This is a genomic window from Bradyrhizobium sp. USDA 4516 (genome assembly GCF_054055915.1).
The window spans coordinates 7695631-7716567 of record NZ_JBSRXT010000001.1; the positions used below are offsets into that span (position 1 = coordinate 7695631).

At 63.3% G+C, this 20937-nt stretch carries 29 protein-coding genes; 13 read left to right on the forward strand and 16 right to left on the reverse strand.

Going from position 1 to position 20937, the window contains the following annotated elements:
• Positions 1-102 precede the first annotated feature (102 nt).
• The 4 genes from ACVI1L_RS35420 to ACVI1L_RS35435 all read right to left on the reverse strand — a co-directional run bounded on the left by ACVI1L_RS35420 (position 103) and on the right by ACVI1L_RS35435 (position 2252).
• Positions 103-1227 carry an AAA family ATPase gene (locus tag ACVI1L_RS35420; protein ID WP_456785009.1) on the reverse strand — a complete coding sequence of 375 codons (1125 nt, stop codon included), beginning with the start codon at positions 1225-1227 and terminating at the stop codon, positions 103-105.
• Positions 1224-1448 (reverse strand): hypothetical protein, encoded by a 225-nt coding sequence (locus ACVI1L_RS35425; RefSeq protein ID WP_456785010.1) that lies wholly within the window; start codon positions 1446-1448, stop codon positions 1224-1226. The genes ACVI1L_RS35420 and ACVI1L_RS35425 overlap by 4 nt, the downstream gene beginning before the upstream one ends.
• A complete protein-coding gene (locus ACVI1L_RS35430; protein ID WP_456785011.1) occupies positions 1445-1816 on the reverse strand; it encodes a hypothetical protein in 372 nt (123 codons plus the stop codon). The genes ACVI1L_RS35425 and ACVI1L_RS35430 overlap by 4 nt, the downstream gene beginning before the upstream one ends.
• A 193-nt stretch (positions 1817-2009) precedes the next feature.
• The gene (locus ACVI1L_RS35435) at positions 2010-2252 is read right to left on the reverse strand and encodes a hypothetical protein (protein WP_456785012.1); all 243 of its coding nucleotides are present in this window, start codon (positions 2250-2252) and stop codon (positions 2010-2012) included.
• Positions 2253-2263: 11 nt separating this feature from the next.
• Between ACVI1L_RS35435 and ACVI1L_RS35440 the strand changes: the two genes are divergently transcribed.
• The 4 genes from ACVI1L_RS35440 to ACVI1L_RS35455 all read left to right on the forward strand — a co-directional run bounded on the left by ACVI1L_RS35440 (position 2264) and on the right by ACVI1L_RS35455 (position 5782).
• Positions 2264-3064: a hypothetical protein gene (locus tag ACVI1L_RS35440; protein ID WP_456785013.1), complete on the forward strand. Its 801-nt coding sequence runs from the start codon at positions 2264-2266 to the stop codon at positions 3062-3064.
• Position 3065: 1 nt separating this feature from the next.
• Positions 3066-4274: a tyrosine-type recombinase/integrase gene (locus tag ACVI1L_RS35445; protein WP_456785014.1), complete on the forward strand. Its 1209-nt coding sequence runs from the start codon at positions 3066-3068 to the stop codon at positions 4272-4274.
• Between the two features lie 5 nt (positions 4275-4279).
• Positions 4280-4474, forward strand: coding sequence for a hypothetical protein (locus tag ACVI1L_RS35450; protein WP_456785015.1), 195 nt, complete (start codon positions 4280-4282; stop codon positions 4472-4474).
• 849 nt (positions 4475-5323) lie between these two features.
• On the forward strand, positions 5324-5782 hold the full coding sequence (locus tag ACVI1L_RS35455) for a DUF992 domain-containing protein (RefSeq protein WP_076825495.1): 459 nt from the start codon (positions 5324-5326) through the stop codon (positions 5780-5782).
• A 662-nt stretch (positions 5783-6444) separates the two neighbouring features.
• Here ACVI1L_RS35455 and ACVI1L_RS35460 read toward each other — a convergent pair.
• Positions 6445-6684 (reverse strand): YdeI/OmpD-associated family protein, encoded by a 240-nt coding sequence (locus tag ACVI1L_RS35460; RefSeq protein ID WP_456780481.1) that lies wholly within the window; start codon positions 6682-6684, stop codon positions 6445-6447.
• A gap of 20 nt (positions 6685-6704) precedes the next feature.
• Positions 6705-7118, reverse strand: a complete 414-nt coding sequence (locus ACVI1L_RS35465; RefSeq protein WP_456785016.1) for an SRPBCC family protein — start codon at positions 7116-7118, stop codon at positions 6705-6707.
• 232 nt (positions 7119-7350) lie between these two features.
• Between ACVI1L_RS35465 and ACVI1L_RS35470 the strand changes: the two genes are divergently transcribed.
• The gene (locus tag ACVI1L_RS35470) at positions 7351-7656 is read left to right on the forward strand and encodes a hypothetical protein (RefSeq protein ID WP_057016599.1); all 306 of its coding nucleotides are present in this window, start codon (positions 7351-7353) and stop codon (positions 7654-7656) included.
• Positions 7657-7672: 16 nt separating this feature from the next.
• Here the strand turns inward: ACVI1L_RS35470 and ACVI1L_RS35475 are convergent, their stop codons facing one another.
• The 3 genes from ACVI1L_RS35475 to ACVI1L_RS35485 form a co-directional block, all read right to left on the reverse strand.
• A complete protein-coding gene (locus tag ACVI1L_RS35475; protein WP_456785017.1) occupies positions 7673-8308 on the reverse strand; it encodes a 2-dehydro-3-deoxy-6-phosphogalactonate aldolase in 636 nt (211 codons plus the stop codon).
• Between the two features lie 11 nt (positions 8309-8319).
• A complete protein-coding gene (locus ACVI1L_RS35480) occupies positions 8320-9234 on the reverse strand; it encodes a 2-dehydro-3-deoxygalactonokinase (RefSeq protein ID WP_456785650.1) in 915 nt (304 codons plus the stop codon).
• Positions 9235-9374: 140 nt separating this feature from the next.
• Positions 9375-9590 (reverse strand): hypothetical protein, encoded by a 216-nt coding sequence (locus ACVI1L_RS35485; protein ID WP_026192800.1) that lies wholly within the window; start codon positions 9588-9590, stop codon positions 9375-9377.
• Positions 9591-9798: 208 nt separating this feature from the next.
• On the opposite strand from ACVI1L_RS35485, the gene ACVI1L_RS35490 reads away from it, so the two are divergent.
• Positions 9799-9975, forward strand: coding sequence for a hypothetical protein (locus ACVI1L_RS35490; protein WP_166205288.1), 177 nt, complete (start codon positions 9799-9801; stop codon positions 9973-9975).
• 15 nt (positions 9976-9990) lie between these two features.
• On the opposite strand, the gene ACVI1L_RS35495 is transcribed toward ACVI1L_RS35490, so the two are convergent.
• Together ACVI1L_RS35495 and ACVI1L_RS35500 are read right to left on the reverse strand one after the other, a co-directional pair.
• Positions 9991-10266, reverse strand: a complete 276-nt coding sequence (locus ACVI1L_RS35495) for a hypothetical protein (protein WP_456785018.1) — start codon at positions 10264-10266, stop codon at positions 9991-9993.
• Between the two features lie 139 nt (positions 10267-10405).
• Positions 10406-10582, reverse strand: a complete 177-nt coding sequence (locus ACVI1L_RS35500) for a hypothetical protein (protein WP_162832424.1) — start codon at positions 10580-10582, stop codon at positions 10406-10408.
• A 188-nt stretch (positions 10583-10770) separates the two neighbouring features.
• Between ACVI1L_RS35500 and ACVI1L_RS35505 the strand changes: the two genes are divergently transcribed.
• Entirely contained in the window at positions 10771-10995 is a 225-nt protein-coding gene (locus ACVI1L_RS35505) for a hypothetical protein (protein ID WP_057016542.1), read from the forward strand.
• Positions 10996-11203: 208 nt separating this feature from the next.
• Positions 11204-11560 carry a DUF6481 family protein gene (locus ACVI1L_RS35510; RefSeq protein WP_057016541.1) on the forward strand — a complete coding sequence of 119 codons (357 nt, stop codon included), beginning with the start codon at positions 11204-11206 and terminating at the stop codon, positions 11558-11560.
• A 54-nt stretch (positions 11561-11614) separates the two neighbouring features.
• Here ACVI1L_RS35510 and ACVI1L_RS35515 read toward each other — a convergent pair whose 3' ends face one another.
• Entirely contained in the window at positions 11615-11848 is a 234-nt protein-coding gene (locus ACVI1L_RS35515; protein ID WP_456785019.1) for a pentapeptide MXKDX repeat protein, read from the reverse strand.
• A 375-nt stretch (positions 11849-12223) separates the two neighbouring features.
• Between ACVI1L_RS35515 and dctP the strand changes: the two genes are divergently transcribed.
• The 3 genes from dctP to ACVI1L_RS35530 are packed head-to-tail and all read left to right on the forward strand — an operon-like array spanning position 12224 to position 15152.
• The gene (gene dctP, locus ACVI1L_RS35520) at positions 12224-13246 is read left to right on the forward strand and encodes a TRAP transporter substrate-binding protein DctP (RefSeq protein ID WP_229191491.1); all 1023 of its coding nucleotides are present in this window, start codon (positions 12224-12226) and stop codon (positions 13244-13246) included.
• The gene (locus ACVI1L_RS35525) at positions 13243-13797 is read left to right on the forward strand and encodes a TRAP transporter small permease (RefSeq protein WP_200844436.1); all 555 of its coding nucleotides are present in this window, start codon (positions 13243-13245) and stop codon (positions 13795-13797) included. Before dctP ends, ACVI1L_RS35525 begins: the two co-directional genes overlap by 4 nt.
• Positions 13794-15152 (forward strand): TRAP transporter large permease, encoded by a 1359-nt coding sequence (locus tag ACVI1L_RS35530; protein WP_141340612.1) that lies wholly within the window; start codon positions 13794-13796, stop codon positions 15150-15152. The genes ACVI1L_RS35525 and ACVI1L_RS35530 overlap by 4 nt, the downstream gene beginning before the upstream one ends.
• A gap of 38 nt (positions 15153-15190) precedes the next feature.
• Here ACVI1L_RS35530 and ACVI1L_RS35535 read toward each other — a convergent pair whose 3' ends face one another.
• Positions 15191-15328 carry a hypothetical protein gene (locus ACVI1L_RS35535; RefSeq protein WP_156436145.1) on the reverse strand — a complete coding sequence of 46 codons (138 nt, stop codon included), beginning with the start codon at positions 15326-15328 and terminating at the stop codon, positions 15191-15193.
• Between the two features lie 124 nt (positions 15329-15452).
• Here ACVI1L_RS35535 and ACVI1L_RS35540 point away from each other — a divergent pair, with 124 nt between their 5' ends.
• On the forward strand, positions 15453-15614 hold the full coding sequence (locus ACVI1L_RS35540; protein ID WP_156436144.1) for a hypothetical protein: 162 nt from the start codon (positions 15453-15455) through the stop codon (positions 15612-15614).
• Positions 15615-15634: 20 nt separating this feature from the next.
• On the opposite strand, the gene ACVI1L_RS35545 is transcribed toward ACVI1L_RS35540, so the two are convergent.
• A complete protein-coding gene (locus ACVI1L_RS35545; RefSeq protein ID WP_229159936.1) occupies positions 15635-16483 on the reverse strand; it encodes an SMP-30/gluconolactonase/LRE family protein in 849 nt (282 codons plus the stop codon).
• Positions 16484-16781: 298 nt separating this feature from the next.
• Between ACVI1L_RS35545 and ACVI1L_RS35550 the strand changes: the two genes are divergently transcribed.
• The gene (locus tag ACVI1L_RS35550; RefSeq protein ID WP_456785020.1) at positions 16782-19001 is read left to right on the forward strand and encodes a lytic transglycosylase domain-containing protein; all 2220 of its coding nucleotides are present in this window, start codon (positions 16782-16784) and stop codon (positions 18999-19001) included.
• Positions 19002-19030: 29 nt separating this feature from the next.
• On the opposite strand, the gene ACVI1L_RS35555 is transcribed toward ACVI1L_RS35550, so the two are convergent.
• Together ACVI1L_RS35555 and ACVI1L_RS35560 are read right to left on the reverse strand one after the other, a co-directional pair.
• Positions 19031-19791, reverse strand: a protein-coding gene (locus ACVI1L_RS35555; RefSeq protein WP_210185730.1) for an IS5 family transposase whose coding sequence is annotated in 2 segments (ribosomal slippage) — positions 19031-19446 and positions 19446-19791 — 762 coding nt in all. Because the reading frame shifts where the segments join, the coding sequence is not laid out codon by codon here.
• Positions 19792-19903: 112 nt separating this feature from the next.
• A complete protein-coding gene (locus ACVI1L_RS35560) occupies positions 19904-20872 on the reverse strand; it encodes a tripartite tricarboxylate transporter substrate binding protein BugD (RefSeq protein ID WP_456785021.1) in 969 nt (322 codons plus the stop codon).
• Positions 20873-20937 lie beyond the last annotated feature (65 nt).

Genomic DNA, 20937 nt, shown 5'->3' on the forward strand with positions numbered 1-20937 from the left:
TTTGTTTTGTGCGCCTCACAGATGAACCAATGGCGACCGACTTCGTCATTGAGGTAGCCGTCATCCTTGCCGCAGAACGGACAGGCGCGCCGAAGTAGTCTGTCATGACTGCACCGCGTGCCATACACCTGCGTACTCGCGCACGAGACCCCTCGCCTTCAGCGACCTGGCGATGTCGTGCAGGGTCGCTTTCCGCTTTTTGCCGATGTCCAGATCGCGAGCAGCGGCATTCCAGTCCTCCGTGGAGAGCCCGGCGCCGCCTGCGTCGCGCAGCAGCCCAAGCATGGTTTTCTGATTGGCGCTGAGCTTCGGCTCGCGCTTCGCAGCAACTTGCGCCGAAACCTCCTCGCCGCTGACGATGTTGACCGTGATTGGGTCGCCGTCTTCGTCAGAACCGAACTGGTGTATCTCAGACTTGAAGGAGAACAACGGACCCTCGGCTAAGTCATTGGCCTTGGTTATGGTAGCCGTCTTGATCTCGCTACCAGAAATTTCCACCATCAGATCGACGTCGCCATAAAAGGCGTTTGAGCCTCGGGCGCCACGGGATTCGTCCTTCCCCGTATGGCCAACCAGGGCTATGTGCGGTCGACCGGTCAATTCCTTCAGCCGCTCCAGGTTGGTGAACAGCCGGCCCTGATCCTTTGCCTTGTCTTCGTCGCCGCCACCGGCCGCAATCAGCTTGGCGTGCGTATCAAAAATCACAACCGACAAGAACGTATCGGTGAATGCCTCGGCGTTCTTGATTGTGTTGGCGACCTTGGCGACGTTTTGAGGGGCAAGCAGGTCAATGGTCGCCGGAACGACAACGATATTGCGCTTAGGATCGAGTCCAAGCCGCTTAATCTGAGCCTCGATCCTGCGCCTGACCAGATCCGCGCGCTCGAGCGCGAAATAGATCACACCGTAATCGGAATGGCCTTTAAATTTCTTACCGTGCCAATCCAAGCCATAAGCGACACTGACGGATAGATCCGCCATCAGTGCTGACTTCAAGCTACCGGGAGGGCCAACCCATGCCGATGTTTCGCCGAACGCGATGGCGCCCTTCAATATCCATGACTTGGCGTATTCTTCACTGCCGAAGAACTCATCCGATACTTCAAATGGAAAGCCGGCGCCGTATTCGTCGCGCTTCCGGCTTCTCGGGGGAGATCTTTTGCGGCTTGTGCCGTCGGCATATGTGCAGTTGCCATCTGCGTCATAGACCAGGTTGTTCTCAATCATTCGGCCCCCATCAATTCGGGGTAGACCAGATTGATCGCGCCCATCTCCTCAAGCTTGGCGTCAGCCTGAGCCGTCGTGATTCGGCCGTTCTTTAGTTGAAGGCCAATGACTCGCACTTCGCTGGCGAGCCACATGGCGCGGCTGTACATGAAGCGCAGCCCGGCGAGCTGCAGTTGTTTCCGGATGGCGGGGTCCGAGACCATGAGTCGATGGTGGTTCATACTGCATCACCGCCCGGCCGGATAATGACGCGCTCGATCCGTAGCTTGTTTTTGTCGGCCGCCGATGCGATTTCGGCGGCCAGCTTGAGCGGCAAGACCACAAGCGGTTCGCTGCGATCGGCTCGGACGATCAGAATGTCCCGGTCAATCAGCCAGCGATAGAGCTCCTTAAAGCCGGCCGCGCGGCACTTGACCTCGACCACGCGATCGATGCCCACGACAGGCACGGTCAGGTCACCCAGATAGGAGCCGCCAGCAGATCCGGACAGCGGCACGCGTTCGGCCGCAAAGCCGCGATCTTGAAGAAACCTGACTATTGCTCGTTCGGCACGATTGCCCTTGTCTCGGGATTTTCTGCCGCCCTTCATCGTTGAGCCTCCCCGAACACGAGGGGTGCAACGATCGACGCCATCGCCATGCTGATCGCGCAGCGCCGAGTCAATCGACGCGCTTGCAGACTGTGCAGCGTGGGTGATATATATTCCGAACACTTCAAAGCAGTCGCCAGATCGTATTCGGAGACGCCGCCGGCCAGGGCGGCGTTTTCCTTATGAGGTTGCATTATGCCGCGACCTCCGCTGCCAAAAGCGCGTCGGCCCGCAACAATCCCTCGGCTACTGCGACGAGATATTCGCGCCCGACGACGACGTGGCGCGGCGTCGATTGCATCTCGCCATCGCGGCGGCGCTCGAAAATGCGCAGCTCGGCCTTGGTGCTACCGTTGTAATCCTTGAGCGCGATCCGGAATTCTTCGCGGCCAGATTTGACGACGCAGGCAATCAGCCGCTCCGGTTTAGCCATCATGGGGTTTCGAATTGGGATCATCATTCGGCCCCCCTGCCACGGGTGATGTTGGCATAGTGGTCACGCAGCACCGACTTCGAGGCAATCCACTGATTTCCCTCTTTCCCGCCCGGCAATTTGCCCGTCGAGAGCTTGTGGTATGTGGCCCGCTCATCCTCATTGATGAACGCCGAAATGCGCTTAACCCCGCGCAGAAGGTCGTCCGCTATCTCCACAATCAAACCTCTTCGTTGGATAAGGATCATTTTCATCCTATCCGCGATATAAAGATTATTTTGATCCTTTACAAGGGTGAAAATAATCTTTATAGAGTTCTCCTGATTGCGAAGCTCAACCAATGGCTACAAATGTTTACAGTCTCAGACATCGCCGAAATCGTGAAAAAGCCCGAGGAGGACCTGCGCGACGCCATTACGCGCATCCGCAACTGGACGAAGGAGCGACTCCTCACTCCTGAGGGCGAGCTTAACCCCGGAACGGGCCGCGCCCGCCTTTACTCCGCGGCCTCGATGGAAAGTGCGGTGCTGCTGCAGTTTCTGACCGATGCTGCAGGAATGAAGGCGGTAGCCGTTGCACCGCAATTGGAGGACGCTCGCGCGGAGCTAGAGGATGCTCGCAAGCACCTCAAGAAGGGCGGAGCCGAGCCCTATTTCTTGGTGATGATCCGATCTCTTGGAGATCGCGAGTGGCAGATGACAAGTACCCCGCTGTCGAAGCTTCCGATGGTGCTGGGTCGAAGGTCGGCAGACGCATACAGCCTTATTGATCTCGGCCGATTGATCGAACGGGTCAATTCCAAGGGGGGTAAGTGATATGGCCACCGTCCGCAAACGCAAGCTCCCCTCCGGCCTCATCCGCTGGCAAGCATCCTACGTAGACGGTGGCGGCAAGCGCCGGGCCAAGCTTTTCGAGCGCAAAAGCGATGCCGAGGTCTGGCTTGTCGAAACAAGGCATGATGTGGCACGCGGCACGCACACCGCAGGAAGCGTCTCTCCTACTGTAAAATCTGCGGCTGCCCTCTGGATCAAAAGGTGCAATGACAAGGGCCTCGAGCCCATGACCGTCAAGCAGTACGAGGAGCATGTCGAGCTGCACATTGTGCCGTTCATCGGCGCCAAGAGGCTTTCCGAGATCACTGTGCCGGCCGTGAACGCATTCGCCGATCAGCTCCGGGACAGCGGGCGATCGGCAGAGATGATCAAGCGCGTCGTCCGGTCACTGGGGGGCATTTTCAAGGAAGCCAGGCGCCGCGGGCTAGCGTCCACCGCGCCAACCGCCGGCATTGATCTGGACTTGCCGGACCGTGACGATCCGCGCCCGGTCATCCCCTCCAAGGCAGAGCTCCAAGCCATCATTGCTGGCGCTCACGGTCGTTGGCGCCCGTTGATTCTGGTGGCTATCTTCGCCGGTCTACGCGCCAGCGAACTGCGCGGTCTCCGCTGGATGGACATCGATTTCGAGACTAAGCAGATCAATGTGACCCAGCGCGCCGACGCATCACACAGGATCGGGAAGCTCAAGTCCAAATCGGGCTATCGATCGATCCCCTGCCCACCCCTGGTCCTGAATGCCCTCCGCGAATGGAAGCTGGTCTGCCCAAGGCGGGATACTGGAAAGAAAGATGCGGCTGGCGAGCCGGTGATGGTGCTCGACCTCGCCTTTCCCAATGGTCTCGGCAAGGTCGAATCGCACTCCAACCTGATCGAACGCGGCCTGGACCCGATCCTCATAGCGGCCGGCCTCTCAGAGACCCGGCCAGCATTGGATGCCGCAGGCCAGCCGGTTCTGGACGATGCTGGAGAGCCTAAAATCACCGTGGCAGGAAAGTACGGTATGCACTCGTTACGGCACGCCTGCGCCTCACTTTGGATCGAGAACGGTTATAACCCCAAGCAGATCCAGCGGCTGATGGGTCACAGTTCGATCAAGGTGACATTTGATGTGTACGGCCACCTGTTTGCGGACGCCGATGCCGACCAGAAGGCCGCCGAAGGTGTTCAAGCACGATTGTTGGGGGGATAGCGCATATGTTGAACAAGGACTTCCTAGAGGGGTTTGAGGCCGCCAAGAAGCTAGCCGAAGCTGTGGCCAACGATGAGATCGAGGCCGCCGATAAAGAGCTGAACACGGTCAATCTCGCGGCCGGACAAAAAGAGCGCACGCAGGTCCGCAAGAAATACGCCGAGGTTATAGCGCGAGGCATACGGAAGCTAACGCCGTAGCAGCAACACCAGCGCAACACGGCGACGCCAATCCATTGATATTGCTTGCGCTCCAGCGGATTTCTACTCCGCGGGTTGCAGGTTCGAATCCTGCCGGGATCGCCACCCTCCCTCCTCGATGAAACCATTTTCCAGAAGCCGCGAAGCCGGCCGGAAACAAACCCGGCGTAGTGTCCCGGGGATTGGACCAAGGGGCTTCGGTCATGTGGGATTTCATCAACGAATTGTATCGGGATTTCTGCCTGGCTCGCCTGCAGGAGATGCGCAAGCTCGAGCATCATATCTGACCGGGCGGAGCATCGGTGGCGATCAGCCGTTCTCGCGCCGCGGCTTGGATCACCCCAGACAATCGGACCTTCGCCAGCGCACAAGCAGCCAACACCAATCCATCGCGGGACCCCCAGTCCCCGTATGATTACGGGGGCGCTCGAACCTTGGCGCCGGTTTTGCAGACACAAACATGACTGGGATTGCGGGCCCAGATTGGAACAGGCGCCGCCGGGACAATGCATTTCGAGCCCGGCGGCGTAATTTTTCGGGACGGGCTCACCGCCATGATCCGAACGGTCCGGCGTCAGTGCCGGGACCATTCCCTTGCTTCGCCCGCGGCCTCTCCTGCCTGGAAATCAAGCACGCTCGTTCGACGTCGATCGCTCCGCCATCAAGGTGTCAGCCGGCACGGCGATGAAAAGGATCGCCGCTGGTTGATCGTCGTCCTCCTGGCCGGTCGCTCGCGAACGTCGACCGTCGGCAGCAATCAAACCAATCTCTAAGGCTCTCTTAACCACAAGCGAAGGCCGCACGCGGGGTCATGGGCCGATTGCGCGCCGATCCGCGTTATCCAGCACCATGCGTGTGACAAGCCGTCCGATCGCCTCTGCTCTGTGTGGTGCGGCGGTTCTCGCTGCGCCGCTCGCAGCCGCCAATGCGCAGCAGGTGCAGGCCGGAACGCTTGAGTGTCGTGGCGGACCCGATACCGGGTTCGTGGTGGGTCCGGTGACCAACCTCAATTGCGTGCTGCACGTCGATAGCACGCCGGACAGTCGTTATGTCGCGGCCATCCGCAACCTCGGCGTTTTGATCGGAGATCAAGAAGTCGCCATGACCTGGAAGGTGATGGCGCCCGTGCCGTGGCTTGGAAGCGACGATCTCGCCGGCGGCTACGCCCATGCCGACGGCGCCGGCGTCAACGTTCTCGCCGGCGGCACGAATACGCCGATCACGCTGCATCCGTTGAACGAGCGGAACGTCCCCTCAACGCCGCCCCTGAAAATCGAGAACCTCGAGATTCGGCCGGTGGACCGCTGACCCTGAGCGCAGCCAGGCGATGGCCGGCGCGGCCGCCGGAATGCACAACGCCGTCCGCTTGAAATAGATGCGGACGGCGCTGGCCCTAGCCCCAGGAAGGTGATGCAAAATCCTGACAGCTCCAAGTCTGCACACTTTGTGCCAGCGGCGCATGTCCCAAATTGGCTATCACGCGGCATGGCCCAAATGGGCCATTTGGAAACACAGAAACAAAGATAGGTTAGGCATTGAGGCGCCGGCGACGGTGCCTCACGACCAAAGTGTCTACTTGGCCTCAGCGTGGCCCACGCGCTGAGGCCTTTCTTTTTCGATGTTCGCCGTGTGCCGTGAAATCACTCGCGTCTTATCATTCAGCGCACGAAACGATTCCGTAGTTCTCCGTGCGTGAACAAAGTTCCGGCGGCGATTGAGGGACTGATCGCTTTCCGTTCGTGCGATTGCAGGTTCCACTTGCCGTGAGCTCCGGCAGCGCGCTTCGCAATTTCTTAATCCAAGAATGTTTCTCTAGAGGATTGTGAGTGCGCGCATCGGTCGTCGATATTTTTCAGGACCGCGATGGACGATTCCCAGATCGTCCTTTTTGTTCGATGAGGATTCGCACGACCAAAACATCACGCGAGCGATGCGAACGCACAGCGCGCAGCGGTCACGCCGCGAGAGTCTCACTTTGGTTTGCTCGGCCGATGCGCCATTCCCATATACACCCCACCGGCCTTCAATTCCGCCAGCATCTGGTCGATCCGCTTGCGCCGTGTTGCAGTTCGCACGCTGCGGCCGATCCAGTGCAGATAGTCGTTGCGCTGATACGGCGGGCGCGTCTTGAACGCCTGCATCAGTCCGGCAGCATCGAGCTCGCGGCGAATGCTCGCCGGCATCGCCGCGCGCGGTCGCTTCAACGTCACGCCGCCCTCCGATCGCCGGATCAGGACCGCCGCTTGGCTTCGACGTAACGTTTGAAGTTATCCAGGATCGCCTGCCAACCGCCGCGTTGCTGCTCGACCGAATGAGTATCCTCGCTGTCGAAGCTGACCTGCACCTTGACGCCGCCGGTCTCCGGCGTGAATGCGACCTGCGCGCTGCGATCGCCGAACGAATATTCGAGCAGCCGGGGCTCCTCGACCCTGGTGTAGGTGCCGGCGAAATCGAACCCCGTGCTGCCGTCCTTGGCTTCCATCCGTGACGAGAAGGCGCCGCCGGTGCGCAGGTCGACGGTCGCGGCGGTCGTGTGCCAATCGTCGGAAGCCGCGTTCCACTGCTTGATGTCGTCGGGCGTCGTATAGGCGCGCCAGACATCCGCGATCGGCGCGGCAACGGTCATTTCGACGGCAATCCTCATATCTATTCCCTCGTAGCGATGGGTGAAGCCGACGCGCCTCCCGGGCGGCGCCGGACCGCAGCCATTCTATTAGGGCCATCGACGCCTTCGTCAAATGGCAATGCCCGGGCCGCCGGGAACATGAGGAGATCCGGGACGCCATTCAACCAACCAAATGGTGCGTGGTCGCCACAAGAATTTCGTCAGGAATGACCGTGTATGGAAGACGGGTCCAATGCCCGGAGAGCGCGTCATGCGGAACCTGAACACCGTCCTGAGCAAGCTGAACGACCGCCTGCTGCGGCTGGAGGGCGAATTGTTCGTGCTGCGATCGATCGCGCGCGCCGCCCTCACCGCCGGCGACGAGTCCGCCGTCCGCACCCGCAAGCTGCTCGAAGGCGCAAGGCTCGCGCTGTCAGACGAAGCCGAACGGCCGCTGGACGCCGCGACCGGGAAATACGTCGCGGCCGCGATCGCCATGGTCGAAGAGCTGCTTGAGAATCCCCGCGAGGCGGCCCCGCTGTTCAGGGTGATCGACGGCGGCAGGCGGGACGATTAGCGCGCTTGCGCCGAGCCTAGCCGGTACCCTGCACGGCCTTGTCATAGGCCTCGATCGTCAGCCTTGCCCTGACCGCAATATCCGCGCCCGTCATGCCCGGCTTGTAAAGGCTGCTGCCGAGACCGAAGGCGCGAATGCCTGCCTTCACATACTCGGCGAAATTCTGGTCCGAGACGCCGCCGACCGCGGCGATCATCACGTCCGGCGGCAGCACGGCGCGGATCGCGGTGATGCCGGCGGCGCCGAGCACGCTGGCCGGAAAGAATTTCAGGCTCGATGCCCCCGCGCGCGCGGCGAGCAGCGCTTCCGTCGGCGAGAACACGCCGGGCATCGTGATCATCGCGTGGTCCCTTGCACGCGCCAGCACCTCGACATCGACATTCGGCGACACCATGAGGCGGCCGCCGACGTCGTGCAGGCGATCGACGTCGGCTGCAGTCAGCACCGTGCCGGCGCCGATCAGAACATCGGCCGGCGCGCGCTTCGCCGCGATCTCGATCGAGCGGAACGGCTCGGGCGAGTTCAGCGGAATCTCGATCGCGGTCATGCCGGCGTCGAGCAGCGCGCTGACGATGCCCAGCACCTCGTCCGGCTTGACGCCGCGCAGGATCGCGACCAGCGGCCGCTTCATCGGCGGAAGCGGAATACTCATGCGTTGATCCCTCACTTCTTCCAGATCGCCGCCGCTGCGCCGGCGAGGCCACGGCGAACCGCCTCCTCCGCATCCATAACATTGAGCGGAATCGAAAGGCATTCGAGCGCCATCTGATAGAGCCGCTGCAACCGGCCCGAGGCAATCAGCGTAACCGGCGCTCCCTGCTCCCGCTCCGCAAGGCCCGCCGCGAGTTCGACGCCGATCAACGTGCCCGAGATCGTCTCGCGCGCGGCCTGTGCGTTGCCGCCGAACAGCAGCTGCCGCGATCGCACGCGAAACAGCAGATTGGCCGCTAGCGCCGGCGCCGCGAATGCCGCCGCGACCGCCGCGCGGAACGCATCGCCGTCAACAGCTTCCTCGGCGCCGGCGACGGCGTGCGACAGGATGGTGTCGCGCGCGACCGCGCTGAACAGCTCTCCGGTCATGAAGGTCGCAAAGCGTTCGACCGTTCCGCCGCGGACCCTCACCCATTTGGAATGCGTTCCCGGCATGCAGACGAGCGCCTCGCCCGGCGCATTCAAGCCGAGCGCCCCCAGCAGCTGGGTCTCCTCGCCGCGCATGACGTCCGGCGCGGCGGCATCACGCTGCGCAATTCCAGGCAGGATACGGATCTCGCGCGTCTGCCCGCTGACCACGACAGCGCCCTTGAGGATGTCCGACAGATGCGCCGGCGTATCGATATAGCCGGCCTCGACCCAGCCCTGCCGCGCGCCCGCCATGCCGCAGATCACGACCGGCAGGTCGGCCGGCACACCCAGCGCATCGAGATGCGATTGCAGCACGGCCGCAAAGCCGGTCCTGGCTGCCGCGGTCATGCCTTCATCGCTGCGGCGCTCACCGAGCACCTTGCCACCGGCGCCCGTCAGCCAGAGCCGGAAGCTGCTGGTGCCCCAGTCGACCGCGACATAGGAAAGCCCGCTCATCGCGCCCTGTTCCACGCTCTCAGTGTCCCGCGCGCCGACGGCGCCGCTGCCAGACGCGATAAAGGCGATCATCGCGCCACGCAAGGCGGCTCGGTGGCGTGACGCCACGAGGCCTCGCTGGCATCGGACGCGCGGATCGATTACCGCGCGCCCTTCAGCGTGCAGGAGGTCGTGCAGGTCGTAACGTTGCCGCGATCACATTTGATGCAGGCGTTGACGCACTGATCCATGACCTTGGGATTGTACTGACTGTAGAGATTGGCCGCACAGCTGTTGGTCGATCCCGTAACCTCCGGGTCGGACCAGCAACCGGACAGTAAAAATGCTGCGGCACTCAAAATGGCGACCTTGCGCATAAGGCCTCCTGCCACGCCGTATCCGAGTAATGTTGCAAGTAACCTTGATGGGTTAGGTTAAATTCCGGTTTCAATTGCGGCCTTATTCGGAAGCAGTATTGCTTATCCACCGGACATTTCCCCAAGGTCCGGGCCCACACCGGCAAGGCCGTCAGGCGACCCCGCCTGGCGGCTTTGTTGCCCAGCAATGCACAAGGAAACCAACAAGATGGCCCGAAAGCCGCGGTGGTCGTTCAAGGAGGACCGACGACTGATGGAACTGGCACGCTCCTCGAAGTCGCTGGAGGAGGTCGTGAAGGCGACCGGCCGCTCGCCGGAGCGGATCAAGAAGATGGCGATGCGCCTCGGCCTGTCGATCAAGCCGCGCAGTACCACCAAGAAATGACTTGAAATACGGCCGCTAGAGTTCTGGCGGACAATCGTCCTTCGCCCGCACCAGGATCGCCTTGACCTCGCCTTCCGGCTTGGCCTCAGCCTCGCGTTCCGCCTCGGTCCCCCTGGTGCAGGTGGTCAGCACGAAAGCAACCCGGCTGCATTGCCATTCCGGCCCGAGCGCCGCATTGGACACCGGCTCGGGCGACGCCAGTGTCAGGGATAGATACGCCACCAAAACGGCACCCGCCGCGCCTGCGGCAGCCAGCGCCGCGCCCTTTCCGGACCACAGCTTGGACATCATGGCCTTGGTTCCCGCCGATCTCCAGGAGACGAGGCAGCCGCCTGTCCACGTGTGATCGGAATCACAACCGGGATCAAACAGTTCAGCCCGAGTCTTTGGGCTTGATGTGGGATCGATATTGCACTGCCGCAAGACGGGGTTAGCGCGCCGGCTCGATCACATTACAGTTGGTCCGGCCCGACATCAGGCAGTCCTGCATCTTGCTCGCCGCCGTCAGGTCATGCGCGAGCCAGAGGCCGACCGCGAGCATGACCGCTGCGACCAGCAGTCCGATCAGCGCGCCCCTTCTGCTGCCTCCGTCGTCGGATTCGCTCATGCCCGCTTCGGTTCCCGGTTGCCACGGTCCGCATCATGACCCTTTGCACGGTTGCGTGCGATCAATTCTGCAACAGTCGCACAACGAAATGCACGGCCGCGGCCGTCGGCACCGCAATTCCGTTGCGCGCCAGGGGCGACTCGCGAAAGACTACTCGCTGAAGTGGAGCGCGTGTGCGGGGCGTGCCGATGAGCGAACAAGAAGCGACGACGTACGACTATCAGCGTTACAGGCAGTTGCTCTCGGAGGCTGTCGATGAGAGCAGCAGGCAGCGGCTGATCAGCCTACTGATCGTCGAAAGGGCGCGCGACAGGCTGGAAGCCCAGCGCGCCTCGGACCGGAGCGCGATGACCGCCGAGACGGTCGCCAAGGTCCTGGGTAACGGACGACGCGAGCACCTCCAGCGCGGCTGAACTTTTCAACAGCCCTTGTTCAACAGCCCTTGGTGACCAGCCACTCACCACGCGTCCGCGGGGCGAACGATGGCCGCTTGACGCTGGCTCATATCTCCCTTGCTCCACAGCCCTCCGTTCACCACTGGCAATTTCGTCGCCACTCACTTATTGAAACGCCGAACCAACCCCATCCATCACCCGAACAGAAAGCAGCAAGGCTTCCTCTATGAGTGGCTTCAAGGAACCGGGTTTTGCCGACCGCCAGAAAGCGGCCCTGCAGGCGCGGCAAAACCTCCTCAACAAGTTTCGCGCCCAGCCGGGAGCTGACGATCCCGCTGTGAAGGCACGTGCCGAGGAGCGCGCGGCGATTGCCGAACGCCGCACCAAGGCCAAGGAAGCCCGCGAGGCCGAAAAGGCCGAGCAGAAGCGCCGCGAGGAAGAGGCCGCCGCCGCCGAGGCCGCCCGCATTGCGCGCGAGAAGGAAGAGGAAGCCGCCCGCGAGGAGGCGCTGCTCGCCGAGCAGAAGGCCAAGCGCGATGCCCGCTACGCGGCACGCAAGGAGCGCGGCAAGAAGAAGCGCTAAGGCGCAACCAGGCCCGCCAGCGGCGGGCCTGCGGACAGCGGGCGATGACGGCAGTCAGTTCTTCTTCATGCCGTCGTCTTTCTTCATCATCGCGCCGCCGTCCTTCTTCATGGCGTCGTCCTTCTTCATCATGCCGCCGTCCTTCTTCATGGCATCCTTGGACATCGAGTCTTCCTTTTTCATCGCGTCATCCTTGCCCATCTTGTCCTGAGCGAAGGCGGCGGGCGCCAGCGCCAGGCTGAACGAGAGCAGCGCGGCGGAAAGGCCGAGGCAGGTCTTGGTGGTCATGGTGATGATCCCTTGTGTGGTCGAATGTGAGCGCGACGACTTGCCGCTCTCTACTCGACGCACTTGCGCCGGCCGTCGTTACCTCCAATAACGAATTCTTGAAGCAGCACGGCTGCGGTCGCCCGGCGGCTGGTCGCGCGACGGTTGCGCGATGACGCGGCGTCACCGCGCATCAGTGTGCATCGCAACAACGGCAAGGCTTGAACGTCAGGACTTGAATGTCAGGACTTGAACGTCAGGACTTGCAGCCCCGTATCGGCTCGCACTATCAGGGCGCCTCGAACTATCAGACTAGAGAATATTCACGCGAAGACCGGCTAAGCTAAAGCTCCGCGCCGGCCTAACAGCCACTCAAGAAGCTCTCAGGGGAGAACAATGCTTACACGCCGCCACGTCCTCGCTTCCGCCCTCGCCGCACCCGCCGTCCTGCGGATGGGCATCGGGACCGCGCATGCCGCGACCACGCTGAAGATCTCGCACCAGTTCCCCGGCGGCACCATCGACAAGGGCGACTTCCGCGACCGGCTGTGCAGGATGTTCGCGGCCGAGGTCGCCAAGCGCTCGGGCGGCGATTTGACCGCCGAGGTCTACCCGAACTCGTCGCTGATCAAGACCAACGCGCAGTTCTCGGCGATGCGCAAGGGCGCGCTCGATCTCAGCCTGTATCCGATGCCTTATGCCGGCGGCGAATTGCCGGAGACCAATATCGGCCTGATGCCGGGCCTCGTCACCACCTACGACCAGGGCCTGCGCTGGAAGAAGGAGCCGGTCGGCAAGGCCTTGAGCGACTTCCTCGCCGACAAGGGCATTCTGCTGATCTCCTGGGTCTGGCAGGCCGGCGGCGTCGCCAGCCGCTCCAAGGCGATCGTGGCGCCTGAAGATGCCAAGGGCCTCAAGGTGCGCGGCGGCTCGCGCGAGATGGACATGGTGCTGCAGACCGCTGGCGCCGCTGTGCTGTCGGTGCCGTCGAACGAGCTCTACGCCGCGATGCAGACCGGCGCCTGCGACGCCGGCATCACCTCCTCCACCAGCCTGATCTCGTTCCGCCTCGAGGAGGTCGCGAAATCGCTGACCTCCGGCGCCGGCGCCTCCTACTGGTTCATGCTGGAGCCGTTGATGATGTCGAAGGCAATCTTCGACAAGCTGCCGAAAAACCAGCAGGACATCATCCTTGCCGTCGGCACCGAGCTCGAGGCGTTTGGCCGAAAGGGGGCGCAGGACGACGATACCGAAGTCGCCAAGGTCTATGAGAAGGCCGGCGCCAAGGTCAGCGCGCTCGATGCAACCATTGTCGGCAAGTGGCGCGACATCGCGCGCGATACCGCGTGGAAGGACTATGGCGCCAAGACCGCCACCGCCGCCAACCTGCTGAAGCTCGCTAGCGACGTCGCCGCATGATCCATGGTCCGGTCGCGGATCAGGCCGAAACCGCAAGCATCGCCGCGGGCAACACGCCCGTGGCCTTGCTTGGGCGCGCGCTGTCCATCTGCAACAACATCATCGTGGTGTTCGCCGCGCTCGCTCTGGTCGCGGCCTGCGTGATCCTGAGCTACAGCGTGCTCGGCCGCGCCCTGTTCCACAGCCCGAACTACTGGCAGGACGAGGCGGCCGTGTTCCTCCTGGTCGGCGCCACCTTCATGACATCCGCCTATGTGCAGAGCCAGCGCGGCCATGTCAGCATCGAGGCGTTCGTCGGGCTGCTCTCGGCGCGCGCCAACGCCATCCGGCTGTGGCTGGTCGATGTCGCGAGCTTCGCGTTCTGCGCCTTCTTCGCCTGGAAGTCCTGGACCCTGGCGCATGAAGCCTATGTCGACGGCCAGGTGTCCAACTCGATGTGGTCGCCGCCGCTCGCCATCCCCTACGTGCTGATGGCGCTGGGCATGACGCTGCTCTGCGTGCAGATACTCCTGCAAATCATCATTCCGCTGACGGGTGGCGCGCGCCGATGACCGTGTTTGGTATTGGTATCTCCTACGGACTTGCCACCCTGTTTGCGATGTTCTCCGGTATGCCGATCGCGTTCGCGCTCGGTGCCGTCGCGGTCGTGTTCATGGCGATCTTCATGCCGGCGGCCTCGCTCGATACGGTGACGCAGAACGTCTACGAGGAGATGGCCTCGATCACGCTGCTGTCGATCCCGCTGTTCATCCTGAAGGGCGCGGCGATCGGCAAATCGCGAGCCGGCCAGGACCTCTATTCGGCGCTGCACGCCTGGCTGCACCGCGTGCCCGGCGGCCTCGGCGTCGCCAACGTATTCGCCTGCGCCCTGTTCGCGGCGATGGCCGGCTCCTCGCCGGCGACCTGCTCGGCGATCGGTTCGGCCGGCATCCCGGAGATGCGCAAGCGCGGCTATTCCGGCGGCTTTGCCGCGGGCATCATCGCCGCCGGCGGCACGCTCGGTATCCTGCTGCCGCCCTCGATCACGATGATCCTGTTCGCCGTCGCAGCCGAGAAATCGCTGGGACGGCTGTTTCTCGCCGGCATCGGCCCCGGCCTGCTGCTGGTGACGCTGTTCGGTTTCTACGCGGTGTTCCGCTTCCGCAAGGAATACGCCATGGCCCGCGCCGTCTATGACGCGACCGGCAAGGACGCGGCGATCCTGCAGCATGACGAATTCACCATGGCCGAGCGCTTCAGCGCGCTGCCGCGCGTGATCCCGTTCGTGCTGCTGCTGACCGGCGTGATGATCGCGCTCTATGGCGGCTACGCCACGCCATCGGAAACCGCCGGCCTCGGCGGCCTCCTGGCGCTCGGGCTGATCGCCGTGATCTACAGCGTGTGGACGCCCAGCGACCTGTCGCCGATCCTGAAATCGACCATCCGCGAGTCCACCATGCTGATGCTGATCATCGGCATGTCATTGCTCTACTCCTATGTGATGAGCTACCTGCACATCTCGCAGTCGGCCGCGGAAGCGATCGTCGCAATGCACCTGCCGCGCTGGGAGCTGTTGTTTGCGATCCTCGTGATGGTGATCGTGCTCGGCTTCTTCCTGCCGCCGGTCTCGATCATCCTGATGACCGCGCCGATCATCCTGCCGCCGCTGCGCGCGGCCGAGTTCGATATCATCTGGTTCGGCGTCGTCATGACGATCGTGATGGAGATGGGCCTGATCCATCCGCCGGTCGGCCTCAACATCTTCGTCATCCGCAACGTCGCGCCCGACATCCCCTTGAGCGAGGTGATCTGGGGCACGCTGCCATTCGTGCTGCTGATGATGTTCGCAGTGCTGTTGCTCTGCTTCTTTCCGGAGATATCGACCTGGCTGCCGAATCTGATCATGGGGCCGGACGGCGGGCGCTAGACCGCTTGCGCGCAGCGAGGACGCGGCAGACCGTAGTTTCAGGCAGCCTCCTGCTCGCGTTCCGCGAGCGCCCTCTCGATCCGGCGGACCAGCACCGCCGTCGGACGTCCCTCGCGCTGCAGCCGGCGGAGCTCGTTCCACAGCCTGATGATTTCGCGGTCTCGCTCGGCGTCCATGGCAGCACTCCCCCGGAGCGCGCCAATATGAACGAAACAAGAACAAAACTCAAGGCCGCGAGATGGCTTCAAGCCGCCGTCGCGCGTGCAGGAACCAGAGCGACGCGGCGCGATTGGTTCCTTCATGAAAATGGCCAAGGCAATTCGCAGGCAGGCGCAGACCGCGGAGCGGGTTGCGTTGACGACGGCCGACGCACTTGTCGCCAACCAGATGCGCTCCCTCGCCCGTGCTTTCAGGAGCCAGGCCGATATCCTGAAGAAGAAAGAGAAGAAAAAGAAGAGGTGAGACTTGCCTGCGGCCAGGGCTCACGGATAGCCATCACCCGGCGAGTCGACCTCGACCACATCGATCCGCGACGCGGACCTGCCCTTGCGTAACTCCTCGTAGGACGTCTCCGCGCTCAGGCAGAACAGCGTCCTGCGGTCCGCGCCTCCGAGCGCGCAGGCAAGCGCGCGGCGGCCGGACACCGTGATGCGCTTACGCTCCACACCGGTGCGATCGATCCGGACAAAAGCATCTTCCGTGAAGGACGCGACCCAGGTCGCCCCGTCGGCATCGAGGCAGATGCCGTCGGGATCGTTGATGCTGCCGAACCGCCCGCGCAGGCTCAGGCCGCCGTCCGGCGCGATGTCGTATTCGGCGAGACCGGCGCCATCCATTTCGGCAACGACGAGTCGGCGATGGTCGGAGGAGACGGCAATGCCGTTGGGAAACCGCAAGCCTTCAGCAACGACGCGCGCACTGCCATCGGCCGTCACGAGGATGATCCGGCCGACCGCACCGCGGCGCTCCGGCGGCGGCAGGTTGAAGCCGAGATCGCCGACATAGGCGCGTCCCTGCCCGTCGATGATCATGTCGTCGATCGTGCCGGTCGCGACTTCGGAGAGATCGGCATAGAGCGACAGCGCTCCATCGGAAAACCGCAGCAGCCGCTTCCTGAACATCGTCAGCACGACGATGTCGCCATCAGGCAGCACGCCGAGACCACACGGCGTGTCGTCGGTCAGCGCAGCATGCTCCTGCAACTCGCCCGACGAGCTGATGCTCAGAAGCGCCCGCGCCATGCAATCGACGAACCAGAGCCGCCCGCGATGCCAGCGCGGGCCTTCGAAATAGCGGCCGCCGTCGAGGATCGTTCTGAGGCGAGCCGTCATGACGCACCGGCTCGAGAAAAGTGATGTGGCAGTGACATCGGTAGCCCCCACGTGCGCTCGCGACGACGATACAACTCACGCGGAACCGGTCAAAGCACGGTGCGGCCGTCCGTTTCCGCCGTAAAAACCCCGGTTCCCGCGGGTTCCACACGCCATATTCCATATTTCGCCGCGTTTTCCCTGTTGAGTTGCAGCTGCATTAAGACTCGAGAATCGAGGGTAGTGATAATCTGCGGCGGTTGTGCCGCCGTATGACGCGTTCTGTTGTGCCTCATGGTTTCTCAGGGGGGACCAGGGAATGAACCGTTGCCTACGTCCGCTGGCGTGCTTCGCCACCGCCGCCGCGCTCGCGCTGCTTCCGGTCCAGGCGACCGCCAAGCCGCATCACCAGCACCAGGCCAAAAGCGGCCACGGGGACAAGAAGGCGCATGGCGGCAAGGCCGCGCGCGAGAGTGCCTCCGGCAAGCGGCGGCACGCCAGACACGGCGCCGACAAACGTAAATCCGCGAAGGCCAAATCCGATCCTTCCAAATCCGCTGAGAAGGCGCCCGAGCCGGAGAAACCCGCCGAGCCGCAATTGTTGGGCGATCTCGCCACGATCAGGGACGCGATCCTCGCCGCGCGCAGAGGCAAGACCAGCGACGCGACCGATATCCAGGCCAGGATCACCGACCCGGTCGGGCGAAAACTCGTCGAGTGGTATCTGCTGCGCCACTCGGAATCGAGCGCGCCGTTCAGCCGTTATGCGGCATTCGTGACGGCCAATCCGGATTGGCCTAGCGTCACGCTGTTGCGCAAGCGCGCCGAAGCGCGGATCTGGCAGGAGCGCAGCGATCCGGCCACGGTGCACGGCTTCACCCTCGATCAGCCGATCAGCGCCAAGGGCAAGTTCGCGCTCGCCCGCACGCTGCTGGCCGAAGGCGACCGCGACGGCGCCACCCGGCTGGTGCGCGAAGCCTGGCGCTCGGAGGAGCTGTCCGATCGCTCCGAGAGCGACGCCTATGATGCGTTCAAGGACCTGCTGACGCGCGACGACCATCGCGCGCGCATGGACAAGCGGATCGGCGCCAAGGATCTCGCCGGCGCGAGGCGCGCGGCGCAGCGGCTCGGCAGCGACGATCTGGCGATCGTGAAAGCCTGCAGCGCGGTCCGCGGACAATCCAGCAAGGCAGAGGACACGCTCAACGATGTGCCGACCGATGCCCGCCGCGATCTCGGTTACACGCTGTGCCGAATTCAGTGGCTGCTTGCGAAGAACAAGGTCGACGAAGCCGCGCGCGTGACGATCGCGGCTGAGCCCGAGACGATGGCGCAGCAGGACACCGACCAGTGGTGGCGCGAGCGCCGCATCCTCTCCCGCAAGCTGCTCGACCAGGGCGAGTACCAGGCGGCCTATGACGTGGTCCGGCCCGCGGCGGCGCCGGACAATCCTTATTATCGCTCCGACATGCACTTCATGCGCGGCTGGATCGCGCTGCGTTATCTCAACGACGCCAAGACCGCCGCGGCGCACTTCGCGCATATCGACGAGGGCCAGACCAACCCGACCGTGCTGGCGCGCGCCGCCTATTGGCGCGGCCGCGCCGCCGAGGCACTCGGAAATTCCGCGGCGATGCGGGCCGACTACCAGGCCGCCGCGCGCTACCCGACGGCCTATTATGGTCAGCTCGCGCTGGCCAAGCTCGGCCGTGATGGTGGCGTCGAGCTGCGCGCGCCCTCGCCGGCTGCCAGCGCCGGCAGCATGGCGACCGACGAGCGGGTCCGCGCCGCCGATATGCTCTATGCGATCGGCGAGCCCGAGGTCGTGCTCTATTTCGCCGCCGACCTCGCCGAGGAAAGCACCGATGTCGGGATGCTCGAAGCGCTCGGCGAGCTGACCGGCCGCCGCAACGATGCCCGCGCCATGCTGCAGATCGGCAAGATCGCGCTCGCGCGCGGCTTTGCCTTCGACCATTACGCCTTCCCGGTGATCGGCATTCCCAAGCACACGCCGATCGCGCCCGATATCGGGCGCAGCATGACCTACTCGATCGCGCGTACCGAAAGCGCGTTCGACCAGCGCGACAAGTCGGCGGCCAACGCCGTCGGCCTGATGCAGGTGACGCCGGAAGCCGGCCGTGACACCGCCAAGCGCTTCGGCGTCAGCTATGACTGGAGCCGGATGGTGTCCGATCCCGTCTACAACACCCAGATGGGCGCAGCCGAGCTCAGCGCGTTGCTGTCGGAATATCGCAACTGCCACATCATGACCTTTGCCGGCTACAACGCCGGTCGCGGCCGCGTCCGCGACTGGGTCAAGGCCTATGGCGACCCGCGCGATCCCAAGGTCGATCCGGTCGACTGGGTGGAGCGGATCCCGATCTCCGAGACGCGCAACTACGTGCAGCGCGTGATGGAGAATTTCGCGGTCTACCAGGCGCGGTTCGAGGATGCCGGCACGGCGGTGGCCAAGAACGGCGAGCGCGTCGTGACACAGGAGAGCAACGCGGCGCCGGCTGAGGCAATGCCGTCGCAATAACGTCGTCCCGGCCTAGGACCGATCGACATTCATTGCATCCAGATCATTGCGGCAGCGAGATGGATGAAGCCGGTAAAGTTGTCAGATCGCCTGTCATAACGGGTTGCCAAGCGTCGGAAGTGTTTGAGCTGGCAAAAGCAGCGCTCGATGCGGTTGCGCTGTTTGTATGCGTCGGCGTCGTGCGGAATGATGATCCTGCGGGTGCGGTTTGACGGGATCACCGCCGTTGCGCCGATTTCCGCGATGATCGCACGCAGGGCGTTGCTGTCATAGGCCTTGTCGGCGAGCACGGCATCGCCGCTTTGGCCGTGGAGCAGTGCCGGCGCCTGGGTGATGTCATTAACTTGCCCAGCCGTGACGATGAAGCGGAGCGGACGGCCGAGCGCATCAGCCAGCATGTGGATCTTGGTGGTCAGTCCACCTCGGGAACGCCCCAGCGCCTGATCTTTGGCCCCCCTTTTCCGCTCGTCGCCTGCTGGTGGGCGCGAACGATGGTGCTGTCGATCATCAGATACTGGTTGTCGCGATCGGCGGTCAGAGCAGCGAACACGCGCTCCCAGACGCCGGCATGGCACCAGCGGCTGAAGCGCTGATGCACCGTTTTCCACTTGCCGTACCGTTCCGGCAGGTCGCTCCAGTGTGCGCCCGATCGCAAAACCCACAAACATCCGTTGACGAACAGTCGATTGTCCGCAGCCGTACGTCCCGGGTCGCCAGCTTTCCCCGGCAGCAGTGGCGCAATCCTCGCCCATTGCGCCTCCGTCAGCTCATATCGTTTCGCCGCCACCATCTGCTCCGTGTCTCGAATCACGGAACTCTATGAATCAGCGATCAAACCGCTTGGGAATCCTGAATGTCGATCGGTCCTAGCGCGCAATTGCGCGCGGCCGGGATGACAAGTTTCAATCCACCTTCACGTTGGCGGCCTTGATCATCGGCCACCATTTGGCGATTTCCGCCTTCTGCCAGGCACCGAGCGCATCCGGCGTGAGGTGATCCTTCGGCGGCATCTGCAAGCCCAAATTCTCGAGCTGCTTCTGCACGGCCGGATCGGCCATCGCCTGGACCGCAGCGGCGTTGAGCTTGGCCACGATCTCCTTCGGAGTACCCTTCGGCACCCAGAGGCCGGACCACAGCGTCATGTGGAAGCCCGGCAGGCCGGCCTCGTCGACCGTCGGAACGTCAGGCGCATTCGCGACCCGCTTGGAATCGGTGACCGCATAGGCGCGGATATTGCCGGCACGGACCTGGTTGATCGAGTTCGAGGTCTGGTCGACGATGATGTCGATCTGGCCGGCGACGAGGTCGTTCAGCGCTGGGCCGGTGCCGCGATACGGTACATATTGCAGCTTGATGCCGGAAACGTTCTCGAAATAGAGCCCGGCGATATGGCTGCCGCTGCCGGCGCCGGCGGTGCCCGCGGTCGGCGGCGCCGGCCGCGACTTCAGCCACTCCAGCAATTCCTTCAGCGATTTCGCCGGCACGGCGTTCTTGCTGACGATGATCATCGGGTTGCTCGGCAGCAGCACCACCGGCTCGAGATCGGTGACGAGGTCGTAGCCGAGCTTGTAGATCGCGCCGTTGGCGACATGGGTGCCGAGATGACCGAACGAGATGGTATAGCCGTCGGGCGCCGAGCGCACCGCGCGGCCAACGCCGATCGAGCCGCCCGCTCCAGTCACGTTCTCGATCAGCAGCACCTCACCGAGCGACTGCTTCATTCGTTCGCCGAGGATGCGCGCCATCGCATCCGAGGGGCCGCCGGCAGCAAACGGCACCACGATGGTGATCGGGTGCGCGGGATAGGTTTCCGCGGAAACGGTCCCCGTCAACGCGAACATCGCTAATACGGCCAGAACCAGCTTCCGCATCACGCTCTCCCTCAATTTTCTTGTTTCCAATTATTTTTGAAGGGCCACCTTTCGACAAGATGGCC

Coding starts and splice junctions, on each gene's coding strand:
- ACVI1L_RS35420 (WP_456785009.1), bottom strand. CDS start 1,227: ATGATTGAGAACAACCTGGTCTATGACGCAGATGGCAACTGCACATAT.
- ACVI1L_RS35425 (WP_456785010.1), bottom strand. CDS start 1,448: ATGAACCACCATCGACTCATGGTCTCGGACCCCGCCATCCGGAAACAA.
- ACVI1L_RS35430 (WP_456785011.1), bottom strand. CDS start 1,816: ATGAAGGGCGGCAGAAAATCCCGAGACAAGGGCAATCGTGCCGAACGA.
- ACVI1L_RS35435 (WP_456785012.1), bottom strand. CDS start 2,252: ATGATGGCTAAACCGGAGCGGCTGATTGCCTGCGTCGTCAAATCTGGC.
- ACVI1L_RS35445 (WP_456785014.1), top strand. CDS start 3,066: ATGGCCACCGTCCGCAAACGCAAGCTCCCCTCCGGCCTCATCCGCTGG.
- ACVI1L_RS35450 (WP_456785015.1), top strand. CDS start 4,280: ATGTTGAACAAGGACTTCCTAGAGGGGTTTGAGGCCGCCAAGAAGCTA.
- ACVI1L_RS35455 (WP_076825495.1), top strand. CDS start 5,324: ATGCGTGTGACAAGCCGTCCGATCGCCTCTGCTCTGTGTGGTGCGGCG.
- ACVI1L_RS35465 (WP_456785016.1), bottom strand. CDS start 7,118: ATGAGGATTGCCGTCGAAATGACCGTTGCCGCGCCGATCGCGGATGTC.
- ACVI1L_RS35470 (WP_057016599.1), top strand. CDS start 7,351: ATGCGGAACCTGAACACCGTCCTGAGCAAGCTGAACGACCGCCTGCTG.
- ACVI1L_RS35475 (WP_456785017.1), bottom strand. CDS start 8,308: ATGAGTATTCCGCTTCCGCCGATGAAGCGGCCGCTGGTCGCGATCCTG.
- ACVI1L_RS35480 (WP_456785650.1), bottom strand. CDS start 9,234: ATGAGCGGGCTTTCCTATGTCGCGGTCGACTGGGGCACCAGCAGCTTC.
- ACVI1L_RS35485 (WP_026192800.1), bottom strand. CDS start 9,590: ATGCGCAAGGTCGCCATTTTGAGTGCCGCAGCATTTTTACTGTCCGGT.
- ACVI1L_RS35490 (WP_166205288.1), top strand. CDS start 9,799: ATGGCCCGAAAGCCGCGGTGGTCGTTCAAGGAGGACCGACGACTGATG.
- ACVI1L_RS35495 (WP_456785018.1), bottom strand. CDS start 10,266: ATGATGTCCAAGCTGTGGTCCGGAAAGGGCGCGGCGCTGGCTGCCGCA.
- ACVI1L_RS35500 (WP_162832424.1), bottom strand. CDS start 10,582: ATGAGCGAATCCGACGACGGAGGCAGCAGAAGGGGCGCGCTGATCGGA.
- ACVI1L_RS35505 (WP_057016542.1), top strand. CDS start 10,771: ATGAGCGAACAAGAAGCGACGACGTACGACTATCAGCGTTACAGGCAG.
- ACVI1L_RS35510 (WP_057016541.1), top strand. CDS start 11,204: ATGAGTGGCTTCAAGGAACCGGGTTTTGCCGACCGCCAGAAAGCGGCC.
- ACVI1L_RS35515 (WP_456785019.1), bottom strand. CDS start 11,848: ATGACCACCAAGACCTGCCTCGGCCTTTCCGCCGCGCTGCTCTCGTTC.
- dctP (WP_229191491.1), top strand. CDS start 12,224: ATGCTTACACGCCGCCACGTCCTCGCTTCCGCCCTCGCCGCACCCGCC.
- ACVI1L_RS35525 (WP_200844436.1), top strand. CDS start 13,243: ATGATCCATGGTCCGGTCGCGGATCAGGCCGAAACCGCAAGCATCGCC.
- ACVI1L_RS35530 (WP_141340612.1), top strand. CDS start 13,794: ATGACCGTGTTTGGTATTGGTATCTCCTACGGACTTGCCACCCTGTTT.
- ACVI1L_RS35535 (WP_156436145.1), bottom strand. CDS start 15,328: ATGGACGCCGAGCGAGACCGCGAAATCATCAGGCTGTGGAACGAGCTC.
- ACVI1L_RS35540 (WP_156436144.1), top strand. CDS start 15,453: ATGAAAATGGCCAAGGCAATTCGCAGGCAGGCGCAGACCGCGGAGCGG.
- ACVI1L_RS35545 (WP_229159936.1), bottom strand. CDS start 16,483: ATGACGGCTCGCCTCAGAACGATCCTCGACGGCGGCCGCTATTTCGAA.
- ACVI1L_RS35550 (WP_456785020.1), top strand. CDS start 16,782: ATGAACCGTTGCCTACGTCCGCTGGCGTGCTTCGCCACCGCCGCCGCG.
- ACVI1L_RS35560 (WP_456785021.1), bottom strand. CDS start 20,872: ATGCGGAAGCTGGTTCTGGCCGTATTAGCGATGTTCGCGTTGACGGGG.